Consider the following 17228-nt stretch of genomic DNA (forward strand, 5'->3'; position numbering starts at 1 on the left):
TAAAATTAATCAAACCTTAGCTTAATACGTTGAAATAGGTGGTCGAGATTTGATAATAAAAACTTCTAAAAAATCAAGAATTGATTTTAATAGGTGCTTGTTTTTAGAAGTTTTTCTAAATCTTCAGAACTCAATGTTTTTCCACTTTTAATTACCATAAAAATATCTTGAGTGTTTTGAATATTTTCAAGCGGATTGGAATTGAGCAAAACTAAGTCTGCAGCTGCGCCACTTTTGATTTCCGGAAGTTGCTTTTGTAAAAAATTTGACCCATTAGAAGCAGAAGTCTGTAAAGCTTGTAGCGGAGTTAAACCAGCAGCTACTAAAGCTTTTAATTCTTTGTGAAGTGAAATTCCGGGATAGGTATAGGAGTTGAATGCACCACTGTCTGAACCAGCTAAAAGTTTCACATTATTTGCAGCAAGTTCTCCAGCCAGTTTTACAAATACCGAATCCAGATTTTTACGCATAATTACAAATTCCGGGGAAGCATTTTTAGCACTATTTATACGATCAGCATAGGTTTTTTGAATTCCGGGCCCTATGTATTTTAAGTATTCGTCAGTGGTGTGGTCGGTTTCATCAAGATGGCTTAAGGTGTGCCCTATGTGTAAAGTAGGCACTACATAAACATCATTTTCTTTAAGCTTAGAAAAAGTTTCTTGAGCTACCGAATCTGAATACGTTTTCATCACGCGGTCTAAGGAATTCCAGAACCCTGTTTCGTTATTTCTAACAGCTTCGGTGATTGTGATTTCTTCTATAGAACATCCTTTTAAAACATAATATAAATGCTCAATAGCATCAATGCCTGTGTTTGTAGTTTCTTCAACCGTAACGGTATACGGCATATGACCGCTGGTAATCATTCCACGTTTTTCTGCTTCAGCGATAACTTTTAAATAATTCTCGCCATTAATTTTGCTGTCATAGATCTTTACAAAATCTACATTCAATTGCTCTAAAGAGTCTAAAGCAGTATTGATTTCTTCATTATTAGAAACCTCAAGTGAACCAGCCCAAGTCGCCCCGGGACCGTCTATCTTAGGCCCTGAAGTATAAATTGTAGGCCCCACCAGGTTACCGTCAGCGATTTGTTTTTGCCATTCTTTTATAGCGGTTGTCAAATCACCGTCGGCATCGCGTACTGTTGTAATACCGTTTGCAATAAAGAGGTTGAGTAATTTTTTATTTTCTTCTGTAAGCTCTTTTCCACCTCTAAAATGAACGTGGTTATCCCAAAGCCCCGTCATTAGATATTTGCCGCTTCCATCGATTTGCTGTGCTGCAGAACTGGTTAAAAGGTCTTTGCTTTTTATAATGGAATGAATGGTATCTCCTGCGATGAATACCGATTGATCTTTAAGGATTTCACCGGTTTCTAAATCTATGATATTCACATTGTGAATCGCTGCACTAAATTGCGGCGGTGGGTTTCCGCAGGAATTGAAAAGTAAAGCTGAAAGAATAAGCGTGAAAATCAGTCGCATTTGAGGGATTTTTAAATTTCTAGAAAATTACTGCAATCTATTCAATTAGGAAATCTATAAAAGCAAAAGAGCCCCATAACAGGAGCTCTTATACTTTATATTTAAGAGGATAATTTTATTGGCATCGCCAGAGGGTTTACTATTCAGAAGCTTGTCTCGAAATAGGAAATTTGTTTCTAACGAATTCCTCGTAAGCTTACCCTTGGGTAATTTACTTACCCCATTCGGTATGAAAAACACCTTCACGATCTATACGCTCGTAGGTATGAGAACCAAAGTTGTCACGCTGTGCCTGAATCAAGTTGAGCGGTAAATGACTTGAAGTATATGCTTCAAAATAATTTAATGCACTAGAAAGTCCGGGAACCGGAATACCGCTTTGAGCTGCATAAGCTACAGTTTCGCGAACAGAAGCTAACGTACCCTGAACTTTATCAACAAATGAAGGCGCTAACAGCAAGTTAGGTAGTTCTTTATCTGCGGTGTAGGCGTCAGAAATATCTTCTAATAAACCTGCACGTATGATACAACCTGCTCTCCATATTTTTGCAATTACAGACATATCTAAATCATATTCATACTCTTTAGAAGCATCAGCAAGCTGGTGTAAACCTTGTGCATAAGCTACGATAAACGCAAAATATAAAGACTCTTCTGCAAGCGCAATGATCTTATCTTTATCAATAGGTTGTGGTTCCGGGCGACTGTACAATTTATCAGCAACGATACGCTCGTCTTTTAATGCAGAAATCTCACGCATACTAACCGCAACGTCTATTGTTGGGACTGGTATACCTAAATCCATTGCATTTTGAGAAGTCCATTTACCAGTACCTTTTTGCTTGGCTTTGTCTAATATTTTGTCAACCAATCTACCATCACCCAAGTCATCTTCTTGTTTAAAGATTTCCGCAGTAATTTCAACTAAAAAGGATTGCAAACGGCCTTTATTCCACAAGTCATAAACCTGATGCAGTTCGTCGTTATCTAAACCTACAGACTTTCTCAATAAGTCATAGATCTCTGATGTTAATTGCATCAAACCGTATTCAATACCATTATGAACCATCTTCACGTAGTTTCCTGCAGATTTAGGGCCTAAATGCGCTACACAAGGCTCACCGTTAAATTTAGCCGAAACAGCTTCAAAAATAGGTTTAATATGCGTGTAAGCTTCTGCATTACCGCCGGGCATAATACTAGGTCCTTTACGAGCACCTTCTGCACCGCCACTAACACCAGCACCAAAGAAATTAATACCTTTTTCTTTTAAATAAGCTTCACGACGGTCTGTGTCTGTGAAGAATGAGTTACCCCCATCTATTATAATATCACCTTTATCAAGATGTGGTAATAAAGTTTCTATTACTTGATCTACAATTTTACCTGCAGGAACAAGCAGCATAATTTTTCGGGGAGCAGCCAGGGCATCTACAAAAGTTTCTATTTCGGTAGAAGCATCTACTTTTTCTAAATTTCCACCTTCTTTCTTTAAAGCATCAACTTTTTCCTGATCTAGGTCATAGCCAAAAGCTTTAAAATCGTTGTCTGCGACGTTTAATATAAAGTTGCGTCCCATAACACCGAGACCTACCAGGCCAAAATCATAATTTTTATGCTCCATAATAATGAGTTATTGTTCTTTTTAATTTGACACCATAATGTTTTTATAAAGCCTCCCGTGTGCCGTAAAGATGCCTTATTTTTGTATTGGTTAAAGCCAAAATTAAATGATAACATTGACTTTTTACTGCTTTATTCTATAAACTCATGTTATAATTGCAAATAACCAACTAACACACCATAAAACTGAAAATCATTATTTTTTTATGAATAATACATCTAACCAGCTATTGGTAATTTTTGGAGCGTCTGGAGATTTAACGGCTCGTAAACTTATCCCTGCTCTATACAATTTATATGAAGGCGGACATTTCCCTGAAAATTTTGCGGTTTTGGGAGCGAGTAGAAGTGACCTCACTGATGAAGAATTTAGAAAACGCGTAGTTTATGAGAGTCCGTTTTTAAAAGAACAAGTAAAAAAGAAAGATAAAGACTTCATCAAGAAGTTTGCAGATATAATGTTTTATTCAGATTTAGGAAGTGATTATGATTCTGAATATAGCAACTTGAATAAGCGTATTGAAGCGCTTAACAAAGAACATAAACTAGACGAGAACTATACCTTTTATCTTTCTACGCCACCTAGTTTGTATGAGCCTATTGCAAAAAATCTTTCAGATCAAGGGCTAACTAAAGGTTCTGGTACTGACAAAGCTTTTAGACGTATCGTTGTTGAAAAACCATTTGGTTATAGTCTCGAGACAGCAAAAGAGTTGAACATAGGCTTACAGAAGTATTTTAAGGAAAAGCAGATCTACCGTATAGATCATTATTTAGGAAAAGAAACTGTACAGAACTTAATGGTTACCCGTTTCTCTAACTCTATTTTTGAGCCGCTTTGGAATCGTAACTACATTCACCACGTGCAAATCACTAATGCCGAAACGGTAGGAGTAGAGAAGCGTGGTGGTTATTATGATAAGTCTGGAGCTTTACGCGATATGTTTCAGAGTCACTTATTACAGATTGTTTCGCTTATCGTTATGGAGCCACCTATAAGTGCAGAGGCTGATGAGATACATAATGAAAAGGTAAAAGCGTTGAAGTCAATAAGAATGATGACTAGTAAAGACGACCTTTTCAATAATACAATGAAGGGGCAATATGTAGCTTCTAGTATAGACGGAAAACGCGTAAAAGGCTATCGTGAAGAAGAAGGTGTAGACCCTGAATCTAAAACCGAAACCTATGCGGCTGTTAAGTTTTTTGTAGACAACTGGCGTTGGAAAGATGTACCATTTTATGTACGTACTGCTAAGCGTATGCCTACTAAAGTAACCGAAGTGGTTATTCACTTTAAAACACCGCATCATCAGGTCTTTAAAGAGCAAGACGTTAATAATAAAGATAATAAGCTGGTTATACGTATTCAGCCAGATGAAGGTATCCTCATCAAATTTGGTGTAAAAGTACCCGGGCAAGGCTTTAAAGTAGAACGCGCAAATATGGACTTTTACTACAGCAGTCTTGCAGATAAAAATATTATGGATGCTTACGAGCGTTTATTACTTGATGCTATGCAGGGAGATACTACTCTATATGCGCGAGCAGATGAAGTGGAAGCGGCCTGGGCATTTGTTGATCCTATTTTAGATTATTGGGCTAATGATAAAGATGTTCCTACTTACGGTTATCCTGCCGGAACCTGGGGACCTAAAAATTCTGATGATCTTATAGAAGATAGTAACGGCTGGAGAAATCCGGGAGAGCTATTGACAGACGAAACCGGTTTCTGTATTATTTAAATTAATTTTTTAATTATAAAACTTCCATTGATGGATTTACATATAAAAGAAACAAAGCAGTTAGTAGCTGAAGCGTTTTCTGAATTTTTTAAAGAAAAGTGTTCAACCGGTGATGATGTACATATCGCATTATCTGGCGGAAGCACTCCTAAAATAGTTTTTGATCATTTAGCTGCAGAATATGGAGCTGAAATTGATTGGTCAAAAGTTTTCTTGTATTGGGGTGATGAGCGTTGCGTACCACCTTCAGATTCAGAGAGTAATTATAAAATGACGGTAGAGCACCTCATTTCTAAAATTGATATTCCAGAAGAAAATATCTTCAGAATTCTAGGTGAAGATGATCCTGAAGAAGAAGCAAAACGGTATTCTAACGTTCTTGATGAGCAATTGCCTAAAGCGAACGGAATTCCCTGTTTTGACTTGGTAATGCTGGGTATGGGAGATGATGGCCATACTGTTTCTATTTTTCCTTACAATATAGAATTATGGGAAATGCCCGAGAATTGCCGTGTAGCAAAACATCCTGACAGCGGTCAACAACGTGTAACATTTACCGGTAAGATTGTAAATAATGCAAAGACGATTGCATTTTTAGTAACCGGCGCCGGTAAAACTGAAAAAGTGACCAGTATCATAAAAGAGCAAGAAGGGTATAAACAATATCCTGCAAGTTTAGTCTCTCCTAAACAAGGTGAATTGCACTGGTTTTTAGATCAGGACGCAGCAGCAGGATTTTAAGAAATAATCTAGTATTAAGGACAATTCCCAGGCTCAACATGAATTAAAATAAAGTTGAGGTTGGGAATTTCTTCTTTAAGATGATCCTGTAAGCGGTGTGCTATCTCGTGACCTTCAGCAACTGTAATGCTTCCATCAACTATTGCGTGTAAATCCAGATGATAACTCATTCCGGCTTTTCTGATGAATGCCTTTTCGGTATCGATAACTCCGGGAACTTCTAAAGCCTTTTCACGCACTGCTTCAATGACATCATCATAGCGGTTTTCATCCATTATTTCGCCTAAAGCAGGTCTAAAAATAAGGTACGCGTTATATAGAATTATTCCGGAAGCAAAAAGCGCAGCCCAGTCATCAGCCGTTTCAAATCCTTTTCCAAAAATTATAGCAATAGAGATTCCTAAGAAAGCCATTATCGACGTAATGGCATCGCTGCGGTGATGCCAGGCATCAGCTTTAAGAGAAGAACTGTTTGTCTCTTTACTGCGTTTTAAAACAATTCTGAAAGATATTTCTTTCCAGATAATTATTGTGGCAAGCACTGCAAGCGTCCAGGGTTTTGGAGTTTCCTGAGGTGTAATTAGAAGAATATTCTGCACACTTTCATATGCTATAAAAGTTGCTGAAGTAACTAAAAAAGCTACCACCATAAACGTGATGAGCGGCTCTATTTTACCGTGCCCGTAAGGATGATTATCATCGGCAGGTCGCTCTGCATATTTGAGGCCGAAAAGCACTAATAAAGAAGCAAAAATATCTGCTGTAGATTCTATAGCATCAGCAATAAGCGCATACGAGTTTCCAAAAATACCAGCTAAGCCTTTAGCAATAGCCAGTATAGTATTACCTACAATACTAAAATAAGTGGCACTAATTGCAGATTTGGTTTTGCTCATCGCTTTATTGTAGATTTAAGGGAGCGCAAAGGTCACACATTTAAGCGGCCTAAAAGAAAAAATAAGCGTTAAGATTTGTGTTTATTGGCACAATGCAATACGTTGAATGCCTCCTAGGCTTACCTCAAGGTAGTTTACTTATCTCTAAGCAAATCTGACTTATCTGGTTCTTTTATAGATTTTTCGACTTTTTTACTATCCTCACGCTTTTGCATTTCAATACGAGTACGCGGTAAACTATGCGGATAATTTTCCTGAATAAAGATCACGAGTTTCTCTCTTACGTGTACCCGTAGATCCCAAGCAGTAGGAGAGTCTATCGCACTCATTAAAGCACGGGTTTCAACCATTTCATTATTAGTATCTGTCACCTGAAGCACGTTGACCTCACCATCCCATAAGTCAGTATTTTTTAGGATACGGGTAAGTTCTTCACGCAAGGCGTCAAAGGGAACATTATAATCAGTATAGATAAAAACAGTTCCCAAAATATCTGAGGAGTTACGCGTCCAGTTTTGAAAGGGTTGTTCTATAAAATAAGTAGTTGGTAAAACAAGGCGTCGTTTATCCCAGATTTTTACAACAACGTAGGTTAGATATATTTCTTCAATACGACCCCATTCTCCTTCTACAACCACCACATCATCTAAACGGATGGGTTGTGTAAATGCAATCTGTATCCCCGCCATTAAAGTACCTAATGCTTTCTGCGCAGCAAAACCAATTATAATCCCTGCAATACCAGCTGAGGTAAGCATGCTAACACCAATAGAGCGAATACTATCAAAACTCATCAGCGCTATACTTACTGCAAAAAGTATGATTAGAAACATCAAAACACGTTCTAATACTGTGAATTGTGTGTAAATCTTACGAGCGTGTACATTATCTGAAGCGCTCATGTCGTATTTGATTAAAATATTGCTCTTAAAAGCTTTTAGAATAACAATTAAAATCCAGGTTATACTCAATATGAAAAGTAAGGTACTGGTATGAGAAAGTACTTCTTCATTTATAAACTCAAGTATCTTATCATTTGTTTTAAGAATACGAGTCACTAAAGCCAGCATAAACAGCACCAATGGAATTCGTATTCTTCCGGCAAAATTTACCGGTAGGATATTTTTTGGACTCTTGCCTAATTTTCGAAAAAAGTAAAAGATCAGACCAAAAATAATTATTCCCGCAAGGAGCGTAATGAGTAAAAATTTTGATGTGTGAGAGTCTAAATAGTTAAGCATAATGCAGGTTTTCTATATTCATTTTTGAATTTAAGCGGTAACCTCTCTAAATTAAGTTAAGATTATTTAAAATTTTTAATACAAGTTAACTATAACGTTGGTTAGTTTTAGATGTAAAAAAAGCGCTGTATAAAAACAGCGCCTTTTAGCTTAAATAAAAATTTATTTACAATTAACCATTCGTATAACCCGGGTTTTGAGTTAACTCTGCTTCTTTATTCAACTGAATTTCTCTTAATGGGATAGGGAACAATTCGTGGAATTCTTGTAAACCTTCAATGCGCATTGTTTGTGGTAAGGGGATACTTTCATCTTGTACATTTAAGCGCGTTGCACGTTCTACAAGCATTTTAGTACGCATTAACGTCATTCTTCTATTTTCTTCTGCTAATAATTCACGTACGCGCTCATCAAGTATAAAATCAAGATCCATATCACCAGCACTTACTTGTGGAGCTTCGGCTCGAGTTCTAAGAATATTTATAGTTGTAGCTGCTCCTCCTGGATTATTTTGCATTACTTGTGCTTCTGCTTTAAGTAGATAGGTTTCACCAAGTCTCATTAGTATAAAATCTTTCCACATACCAAAACCAAATACGTCAGCAGGGTCAAAATGTCCCCATTTTAATGTATATGGTTGAATTCTTGCTAATGTGTCTATCCCTGTATAGGGTACTAGCTCCCCGTAGATATCAGAAAAATTGGGATCTGGGTTATTATATCTAAAACGTTTGTGAATGTTGTATTTAGAATTACGCATATCCGTATCATCATAGAGGTCATAAATAACCCAGTTATTCAACCGAATACGAGCAACACCACGTCCACCCAAAGAATCAGCCGGAATCATACCATTGATATTATGATATCCTGCCCCCCAAATTCTACGGTGTTGTGGATTACCACTTGAACCACCACGAACGTCTGCCGGGTTTTCATTTTCAAGAACCCAGATAGCTTCTGTATTTCCTTGTGAACGTCTTTGATTTCCTTTGAAGAACATATCAGAAAAAGGATCTCCCGGTTCACTAGACTTTACACCATATCGCTCGTCAACAAGTTGAAATGCCTGACTGTTTATAATAATGTTAGCTTGATCTTCTGCTAAGTCTGGTTGCCCGCTTCTAAGATAGAAAGTCGCAAAAAGTTGGTGTGCAGCATACTTATTTACACGAGATTCAAATTCTGGAGCAGAAGTAGGTTCGCCTAAGTTTGCTGTTGCAAAAGTTAAATCTTCTTCAATTTGTGCATTGATTTCTTCTAATGAATTACGCGTATAATCAAAGCGTGCTTCGGTAACCGGCTCTGTAATGAGTGGAACCCCACCAAATAGTGTTGCTAGATTATTATACGCATAGGCTCTAAAGAATCGCGCTTCAGCATTGATCGCATCTTTTTCTTCCTGAGCTATTTCTTCTGAAGTATTGTTTTCAACACTAGAAATTATACTATTTGTATTTTCTACCATATTATACCAAAGCTGCCAGCTTTGATAAGCAGCATTATCATCTGTTGTAAGCTGATTGTATTTATAGTAAGGAACTTCTATTCCCTGAGGTTCTGTAGGCCACGTAATGTCTGTACCGGCTTGCCAAACGCATAACCAACCCTGATCCCCACTCCGGGTCTCAAAAGTGCTTAACATTTGATACAATCCTATCAGTTGAGCCTTATAACCCAATTCATCATTTAACGTTTCTGGTGTAAAATCAGAACGTATTTCTTCTTCAAGAAAATCGTCACCACAAGAGCTAAGCACAAGGTTTAACCCAAGTAGCACAATTATTAGTTTAGATATATTTTTCATAAAGTTTATCTTTTTGTGTTTTTCCAATTTTTTACAACGATACATTAACCCCCACTGAGTAAGTACGTACTACAGGGTAGTTGTTTGTCCAACCATCAGAACCTCTGTATTGCTGATCACTTTCAGGATCCCAACCTATCCAGTCTGTCCAGGTATATAAGTTTCTACCGGCTACATAAAACACAAGATTAGAAAGACCAAATTGCTCAATCTTTTCTGAAGGGAATCTATAACTTATACGAGCATCCTTGAGCCTCACGTAACTTGCATCTCTAGGATAGCCATAACCTAATGTATTGCGATAGGTAAGTGATGGAAATTCGTTGCTTTGGTTTTCTGGAGTCCAATACCCAACATCTTGTGGAGTGTTCCTTCTAGATAACTCATCACCATAGTTGATATCTGGGTTTCCTTTAAGAACTCCCTGTACGGTTTGAATAAAGAAAGACAAATCAAAATTCTTGTAAGAGATGGTATTCGTAATACCACCAGTCCATTTAGGTAGTGAACTTCCTAAGTATTTACGATCGTTTTCCGGTTCAATTACACCATCACCGTTTACATCTTCAAACTTCAAATCACCGGGATTAGCATTAAAACTACCGGTATCCTCACCTTCTTGCCAAACGCCTACCATATTATAATCGTAAATAGCACCAAGTGACTTGCCAATAAACCACCTACTTGGGATATCGTCTTCACCATCACCATAAAGGTCTAAAATCTCATTTTTAAACGTAGAGAAATTCACATTGGTTTCCCATCTGAAATCTCCTGTATCAATATTAGTAGAGCTGATGCTAAATTCAAAACCTCTGTTTTCTACGGCACCAATATTTTCTATAATACTTGTAGTACCTGTTAGCGCAGGGATACTTCTATTTACAAGTAAGTCTTCAGTTTTAGACTTATAAGCCTCTACAGTACCATTAATTCTATTGTTGAAAAATCCAAAGTCTAAACCAATATTACTGGATAGCGTTGTCTCCCACTTAAGGTTTGGATTTCCCAGACCATCAATAAATGTACCTGTATACGACTGCCCTCCAAAAGGATATAGCAATGTTCCTACACGAGTTTGTGTCTGGTTGATGCCAACTCCACGGTTACCGGTCTCACCAATAGAAAAACGTAATTTAAGATTACTTACAGCATCTGCATTTTCCATAAAGGCTTCTTTGTGAATATTCCATCCTAAAGCGGCAGAAGGAAAGACACCATATTTACTGGTATTTGCACCAAAAGCAGAGTACCCATCACGTCTTACGGTAAACGTAAACAAGTATTTGCTGTCGTAATTATAGTTCAAACGCCCCATTTGAGAAAGTAGGGTAGAACGTCTGCTATAAGTACCACCGGTGATATTCTCTGCAGCTCCAATATTGTTATAAGATAGTTGATCGTTTACAAAACCAACACCCGTTAAAGATTCCTGAAAGAATTCAGTTGCTTGAGAACTGTATAAAGCAGTCAGGTCTAAATTGTGTTTTCCAAAGCTTTTAGAATACTTCAGGATATTTTCAATAATCCATACTTTTTCTTCATCACCTCCCACATTAGCTGTACCGCGGTTGTCATTAGCAGCACGACCAGTGTAATTTCTGTACATATACGGATTGAATGTATATGAAGCATTAATACGATAAGATAAACCTTCAGCAAATCCCGGTGTGATTTCTGCAAAAGCATTTCCAGAAAGTGTACGCTCTCTTTCAACACGATCAGTTTGCAATCCTAATAGTGGGTTTTCATAAAGAAGTTCAGGAAGCATAGGATTTATAATGACTTCACCATTTTCATCATAGGGTACTGAGTATGGACTCATAGCTGTTGCTAACAAAAGGTTAGCTCTACCACCGTCAAAATTATTATTAGCAAAGAAGGCGTTTAATCCCACTTTTAAATAATCGGTAAGTTGCACGTCGATATTAGAACGTAACGTTAATTTCTGGTAATCATAACCTTCAATAACCCCTTTTTGATCTAGGTAACTGCCAGATAGGAAGTATTTTGTACTCTCGTTACCCCCTCGTATACTCAGGTTGTGTTCTTGAATAATCCCTGTTCGGGTTACTTCATCAAACCAATCAGTTGATCTTCCTGCATCGTAGTTAGCAATCTCACTTTGGTTAGCTAAAATGCGATCTTGCTCAGCTCCCGGATTATTTTGGCTGAAAAAATCAGCATATTTTTGAACGTATGCATCTGGCCCAAGTGGTTTAAGAATATTTGCAAATTCTTCAAAGGCACCATACGTACTATAATTGATAACAGGTTCACCTGTTACACCTCGTTTAGTTTGAATAAGAATAACCCCATTGGAACCACGAGTACCATAAATAGCAACTGCAGATGCATCTTTAAGAATTTGAATAGATTGAATATCTCTAGTATTAATATCATTTAGAGTACCTGTAAAAGGAATTCCGTCAAGAACTATAAACGGACTAGTACTACCCGTGATAGAATTTACACCACGTACCTGAATAGATCCAGAAGAACCGGGAACAGATGATCCCTGACTAATATTAAGACCAGCAGTCGTACCTTGAATAGCTTGAGTAAGGTTAGTAACCGGTAAGTTTTCTAAGCGATCTTCATCAACTGAAGATACCGATCCGGTTACATCAGATTTTTTCTGACTACCGTATCCCACGACAACGATTTCGTCTAAAACCCCCATATCTTCTTGAAGAGAAGTGTTGAGTGTAGTTTGACCATTTACCGGTAACTCAATCGTTTTCATTCCTACATAAGAAAAAACAAGTACTGCATCTGAACCAACTTCAAGTTCGTAGTTTCCATCAAAGTCTGTAGTCGTACCATTAGAAGTTCCTTTTTCTATTACAGTAACTCCAGGTAGGGGCATATTATCTGCGGCTGTTGTAACCGTTCCGCTAATTGTTTGCTGTATTCCTGTTTTCACTTTTGCAATTCCATCATAAGGAAATGCAATAAGCGTTAACAAAAAGCTGCAAATCAAAATAGACTTAAAGCGTAAAGTTTTTTGTCTCATAAAATAAATAATAGTTTATTACTGAATATTTGATAAATGTCAATATGACATTTATCAAATATTCAGTAATAATTTATATAGACATGGTGGGTAAATTGATTTTTAAGAGGGGGTAAATCAGTCAATATTAATTAATTCGCTTAATATTAAATCTTTAAGTGCTTACTTGCATATCGAATATTTGTCAATATGTTTGTTGAATTGATACTTATTTAACTCAAAATCTTGTTTAGATCATTGGTTAAGTTTTTTTTACAAGTATAATTGGGTTAAATTGAATCGGTATTTATTAAAAATAAATGTAAATAGAACATTTATTTTTATTTTATTTGTAGATATAATATTCACAATTCTGAACTAGTATCTTTTAGTTTGAATATTAAGAATATTCCTTTAATGAATTATTTATAAAGCATCATTCAAATGTTAAAATCTAAATTGGTTTTTGTTTTCGCTGTAGTATTTTCAACTTTTTTTTCTTCCTGTGTTACGACAGAAAAAGAAGATGACTTCTCTGCATATCTTTTTGTGTATTTCACAGGTAATGGTCCTGGGGAAGAAGCTGTTCATTATGCCCTTAGTAAAAATGGATATGACTATTATGCACTAAATAATGATAAGCCTATTGTATCTACAGATAGTATAAGTACCACAGGTGGCGTGAGAGATCCTCATATTTTAAGAGGAGAAGATGGTAATTTTTATATGGTGCTTACTGACCTAAAGACAAACGAAGGATGGAATAATACCGGAATTATTTTAGCAAAATCATCTGACTTGATAAATTGGGAAACCAGCAGAATAGATCTTGCCAAAAAGTTTTCTGAATTTAGTGATATTACTCGGGCTTGGGCTCCTCAAACTATATATGATGCAGAGGCTGGTAAGTATATGATCTATTTCTCAATGTTGCAGCCCGGTGGTTATGATAAAGTATATTATACGTATGCAAATGAAGATTTTACAGGTTTAGAAACTGTTCCTGAACACTTATTTTACAGTCCGGATGAGAAGTCTTGTATTGACGCAGATATCATCAAAAAGGGAAATAAATTTTATATGTTCTATAAAACCGAAGGCACAGCTACTAAGGGGATTCGGGTTGCGGTTTCTGATAGTTTGACGTCTGGTTATGTACCTGAAGAAGGGTACAAAGACCAAACAGATAGAGCGGTTGAAGGTTCGTCTGTGTTTAAAATGATCGACAGCGATACGTATATTTTACTATATGATATGTATATCGACGGTAAATATCAATTTGCAGAAAGTACAGACTTATTAAACTTTAAAGCTTTAGGTGCTGATAAGATCTCGATGAATTTTCACCCGCGTCATGGAACGATAATTCCTGTTACAGAAGCAGAAGCTACTTCGTTGTTAAAGGAATTTCCTTCTGTAGATTTGCCGTTGATTGTTGGAGCTAATGGAGCTGCCATTCGTAAACAAAATATAGTAGTAAACCCAGAAGAAGCATCGGTTTATTTACCGGTTTATACAGATAGTAGTTTGACAGATTTAGCTCCGGAGTTAGTTGCTTTTCCTGGGGTTTCAATTGTAGAAAATGGAGCTAAAGACTTTTCAACAGGCGCTAATTCTTACACGCTTAGCTTACCAGACGGATCTCAGAAAATATATAGTGTAGCAGCAGCCGTTGCTAATAATCCGGTTTTAGATGGTTTCTATGCAGACCCTGAGATTATTTATTCTTATAAAGATGAAAAATTCTATTTATACCCTACGAGTGATGGTTTTGATGGCTGGAGTGGAACCTATTTTAAAACTTTTTCTTCTAAAGATTTAGTTCACTGGAAAGATGAAGGTGTTATTGTAGATCTTCTTAAAGATGTCTCTTGGGCTAATAGAAATGCCTGGGCACCATGTATTGCAGAAAAGGAAATAGATGGAGCATATAAATACTTCTATTACTTTTCTGCAGCACAAAATATAGGTTTAGCAACCGCAGATAATCCTGCCGGCCCTTTTATAGACATGGGTAAAGCTTTCGTAGGGGAGAAGCCTGATGCAGTAAAGCGTAGAGGAGGTCAGATTATAGACCCTGATGTTTTTATTGATCCGCAGAGCGGAAAGGGATATTTTTATTGGGGTAATGGTTATATGGCAGGCGCAGAGCTTGATGAAAATATGATGTCTTATAAAGAGGAAACTTTAAAGGAGCTTACACCAGATGGAACGTATAGAGAAGGGACTGAAGTGTTTTTTAGAAAGGGAAAATATTACTTTTTATGGTCTGAAGATGACACAAGAAGTCCTAATTATCGCGTACGTTATGCTACCGCTGAAACACCATTAGGTCCCCTAACTATTCCAGAAGAGAATATGGTGATTCAAAAAGATGAAGAGGCAGAAATCTACGGTACGGGTCATAATTCGGTAATTAATGTGCCGGGTACAGACGATTGGTATATCGTTTACCACCGTTTTACACGTCCTAAAGGAATTAGTATGGGAGGTCCTGCAGGTTTTCATAGAGAAGTATGTATAGATAAACTTACGTTTGCAGAAGACGGTAGTATATTAGAAGTAACTCCTACAGTAGCTGGTATAGCACCAATTACGATTTCTGAATAATATTTAACGACAGTATCTAAGATTTTGTGGAAACAGAATTTCAGCGGGTTTGGCTTTTTATAGCTGAACCCTTTTTTTTAAATATAGATAAGAATTGGTTAAATATTAGCCCCAGTTATGAATTGAGGTCGTCCACTTTTAGTGATCTGCACTAATTCTCCTAAATTCCTTTCAAGGCTTTATGAGTTTTTAACGGAATTCTGTCGCTATTCTGACCAAAAGGATGCCTGCTATACAATATTCTTGAAAGTGAACGGAGCGTCCGTATTCTGAAATATACTTATGGAATAGAATCCCTATGGGTATTGAAAATTCGTTTTTAAGTATGCCGTTAAAATAAATCCCCGTATTGGCCTATCAGGAGGTTGTCGTTAAATTTGACGGGAGCGTAACGTAGCTGGCGGCCGAGTTAAGCGCATGCAGTATAACGAACAAAAAAATTAGAGAACCTCTTGTAAGCTTTGATTTTTTGGTTCGTTTTTTCATCGATGGAAATCAAAGATTCACGAAGTCTCGTGAAATAGATAACTCCTTAGTAAAAAATAGAACAGAAATACTAATTGAAGTTGTATTATCGTTTTCTTAAGCTCACTTTTTGCTATTGATTATAAAGCTCGTGAATCTCCTAACGTCGATTTGCTCGTGACCTCTACGAGGTATGGAATTTATTGCTTCTTTGAACAGTGCATTTGGTTCCCTGCGGTCGTCGGATGCAGAAAAAAAGAGCGTTTTTTTAGGTATTTTAAAACCGCCATAACCTCCCTAAACTTTCTCCAAGGCTTCGAAAATTCTTAACAGAAACTTCTGGCTATACTGAAGAAAAGGAATACTAAAGAATGAAATTAACACTACGATTGAAGTTAGATTCAGAATGAAGAGTATTCTGTTTCTATGCTGTGTTGCAGTAAAAGCCCATTTTATCTGAATGTTTTAAGGGTCTGCTTTTTAGACCTGTAGTAAAACAAGCAAATACCGCAGCGTTGGATGTGGGGCTTGCATCCGACGAGTGTAACGAGAGGAATGCACAGGCGCAGCGGTTTGCCATCCGCCTGATAAGGGGTTTGTGTCGTTTTCAAGGGTGTAAAAATAAGCCTAGCTTTTTTTGTTTAGCTTACTTGATTGCATGGTTTTAGTGTTTGTGAACCTCTTAAAGTCGGTTTCTTTTTTGCATTGCCTAAAAAAGAAAGAGACGCTTTAGTTTCAAGGCTACCTGAAGTTATCGGTCATTCCTGTGGATTTTGCATACAATAAATGAAAAACGGTAGGGATAAGTCTCCTATCCCAGTCACTCATATTTAGTAGGAATCGTCTTAAGATGCGTATAGTTAATCCTAAAGTAAGTCCATAGTAACTCCATATTCACCCACAAAAAGTGTGGTAAAGTGTGGTTGCAGTGTGGTTGGAGTGTGGGGTCAGTGTGGACTCATTATGCTTTTCTCGGGAGGTATCCTAGAGAATTCCATATACGAAAGCAGCTTGATTATGGAATAAGCTATTCCATGCAAGGAGATTTTAAATCGATGAGAATTTCAGGTCAAAATCAGAGTAACACAAAATTAAATGCTATGTTACCCGATCTGGAAAAAGTTAGAAGCATTCATCCCGGGGCAGTTTTAAAACGTGCTCTAAAAAAGAAAGGTATGACCGCAAGCGATTTTAAACGGACGAAGATCTGTAAATCCTACACGTTCCATCAAGTTGGCTCAAGTATTTGATGCACGTGCAGATTACTTTATGCTGCTACAGGCCTGTTATGATGCGCAGCAGGCTGTAGAAACAAAGTCCTAAGCGAACGCCCAATTTAAAGTATTTTAGAAAAACGCTTTTTGGGATACCCAATTGGATAAAATCGATTGGAATACCCCATAAGCGAGCCGTTATAAAACGGGTGCTCGAACGAGGTAATCAGGAAGAAATAGAGGAGCTCATTGATTTTTACGAAAATCAGACTCTTTCAAAGGTCGTTCAATCCATCAAGAAGAGTTATCTGCCTCCTTTTGAGGAGAATGTTAAGCCTTATAGCTTTGCTGAATACCGATGAGGCTTTACCTAAATAGTGCTTCTGATTTGCTTTGGAAGT

Annotated in this window: 10 protein-coding genes; 4 read left to right on the forward strand and 6 right to left on the reverse strand. The window is 37.1% G+C overall.

Going from position 1 to position 17228, the window contains the following annotated elements; translation table 11 throughout:
• Nucleotides 1–86: 86 nt before the first annotated feature.
• Nucleotides 87–1490: an amidohydrolase family protein gene (locus tag DSM02_RS06780; protein ID WP_128764906.1), complete on the reverse strand. Its 1404-nt coding sequence runs from the start codon at nt 1488–1490 to the stop codon at nt 87–89.
• A 211-nt stretch (nt 1491–1701) separates the two neighbouring features.
• Nucleotides 1702–3114: an NADP-dependent phosphogluconate dehydrogenase gene (gndA, locus tag DSM02_RS06785; protein WP_128764907.1), complete on the reverse strand. Its 1413-nt coding sequence runs from the start codon at nt 3112–3114 to the stop codon at nt 1702–1704.
• A 205-nt stretch (nt 3115–3319) separates the two neighbouring features.
• On the opposite strand from gndA, the gene zwf reads away from it, so the two are divergent.
• Nucleotides 3320–4858 carry a glucose-6-phosphate dehydrogenase gene (gene zwf, locus DSM02_RS06790; protein WP_128764908.1) on the forward strand — a complete coding sequence of 513 codons (1539 nt, stop codon included), beginning with the start codon at nt 3320–3322 and terminating at the stop codon, nt 4856–4858.
• Nucleotides 4859–4888: 30 nt separating this feature from the next.
• Complete coding sequence (gene pgl, locus DSM02_RS06795) at nt 4889–5599, forward strand: 6-phosphogluconolactonase (protein ID WP_128764909.1); 711 nt, start codon at nt 4889–4891, stop codon at nt 5597–5599.
• A 14-nt stretch (nt 5600–5613) separates the two neighbouring features.
• Here the strand turns inward: pgl and DSM02_RS06800 are convergent, their stop codons facing one another.
• The 4 genes from DSM02_RS06800 to DSM02_RS06815 form a co-directional block, all read right to left on the reverse strand.
• Nucleotides 5614–6495: a cation diffusion facilitator family transporter gene (locus tag DSM02_RS06800; RefSeq protein WP_128761149.1), complete on the reverse strand. Its 882-nt coding sequence runs from the start codon at nt 6493–6495 to the stop codon at nt 5614–5616.
• A 134-nt stretch (nt 6496–6629) separates the two neighbouring features.
• Nucleotides 6630–7736, reverse strand: coding sequence for a mechanosensitive ion channel family protein (locus tag DSM02_RS06805; RefSeq protein ID WP_128764910.1), 1107 nt, complete (start codon nt 7734–7736; stop codon nt 6630–6632).
• Nucleotides 7737–7908: 172 nt separating this feature from the next.
• Nucleotides 7909–9543 (reverse strand): RagB/SusD family nutrient uptake outer membrane protein, encoded by a 1635-nt coding sequence (locus DSM02_RS06810; protein ID WP_128764911.1) that lies wholly within the window; start codon nt 9541–9543, stop codon nt 7909–7911.
• A 31-nt stretch (nt 9544–9574) separates the two neighbouring features.
• Nucleotides 9575–12559, reverse strand: a complete 2985-nt coding sequence (locus DSM02_RS06815) for a SusC/RagA family TonB-linked outer membrane protein (RefSeq protein WP_128764912.1) — start codon at nt 12557–12559, stop codon at nt 9575–9577.
• Between the two features lie 423 nt (nt 12560–12982).
• Here DSM02_RS06815 and DSM02_RS06820 point away from each other — a divergent pair, with 423 nt between their 5' ends.
• Both DSM02_RS06820 and DSM02_RS20770 read left to right on the forward strand, forming a co-directional pair.
• On the forward strand, nt 12983–15148 hold the full coding sequence (locus tag DSM02_RS06820) for a family 43 glycosylhydrolase (RefSeq protein ID WP_128764913.1): 2166 nt from the start codon (nt 12983–12985) through the stop codon (nt 15146–15148).
• A gap of 1858 nt (nt 15149–17006) precedes the next feature.
• Nucleotides 17007–17189: a DUF6922 domain-containing protein gene (locus DSM02_RS20770; RefSeq protein WP_394342620.1), complete on the forward strand. Its 183-nt coding sequence runs from the start codon at nt 17007–17009 to the stop codon at nt 17187–17189.
• Nucleotides 17190–17228 lie beyond the last annotated feature (39 nt).

It is taken from the genome of Leeuwenhoekiella polynyae (assembly GCF_004104075.1).
In the GTDB taxonomy this organism is placed as follows: Bacteria; Bacteroidota; Bacteroidia; order Flavobacteriales; family Flavobacteriaceae; genus Leeuwenhoekiella; species Leeuwenhoekiella polynyae.

Coding starts and splice junctions, on each gene's coding strand:
- gndA (WP_128764907.1), bottom strand. CDS start 3,114: ATGGAGCATAAAAATTATGATTTTGGCCTGGTAGGTCTCGGTGTTATG.
- DSM02_RS06800 (WP_128761149.1), bottom strand. CDS start 6,495: ATGAGCAAAACCAAATCTGCAATTAGTGCCACTTATTTTAGTATTGTA.
- DSM02_RS06815 (WP_128764912.1), bottom strand. CDS start 12,559: ATGAGACAAAAAACTTTACGCTTTAAGTCTATTTTGATTTGCAGCTTT.
- DSM02_RS06780 (WP_128764906.1), bottom strand. CDS start 1,490: ATGCGACTGATTTTCACGCTTATTCTTTCAGCTTTACTTTTCAATTCC.
- zwf (WP_128764908.1), top strand. CDS start 3,320: ATGAATAATACATCTAACCAGCTATTGGTAATTTTTGGAGCGTCTGGA.
- DSM02_RS06810 (WP_128764911.1), bottom strand. CDS start 9,543: ATGAAAAATATATCTAAACTAATAATTGTGCTACTTGGGTTAAACCTT.
- DSM02_RS06805 (WP_128764910.1), bottom strand. CDS start 7,736: ATGCTTAACTATTTAGACTCTCACACATCAAAATTTTTACTCATTACG.
- pgl (WP_128764909.1), top strand. CDS start 4,889: ATGGATTTACATATAAAAGAAACAAAGCAGTTAGTAGCTGAAGCGTTT.
- DSM02_RS06820 (WP_128764913.1), top strand. CDS start 12,983: ATGTTAAAATCTAAATTGGTTTTTGTTTTCGCTGTAGTATTTTCAACT.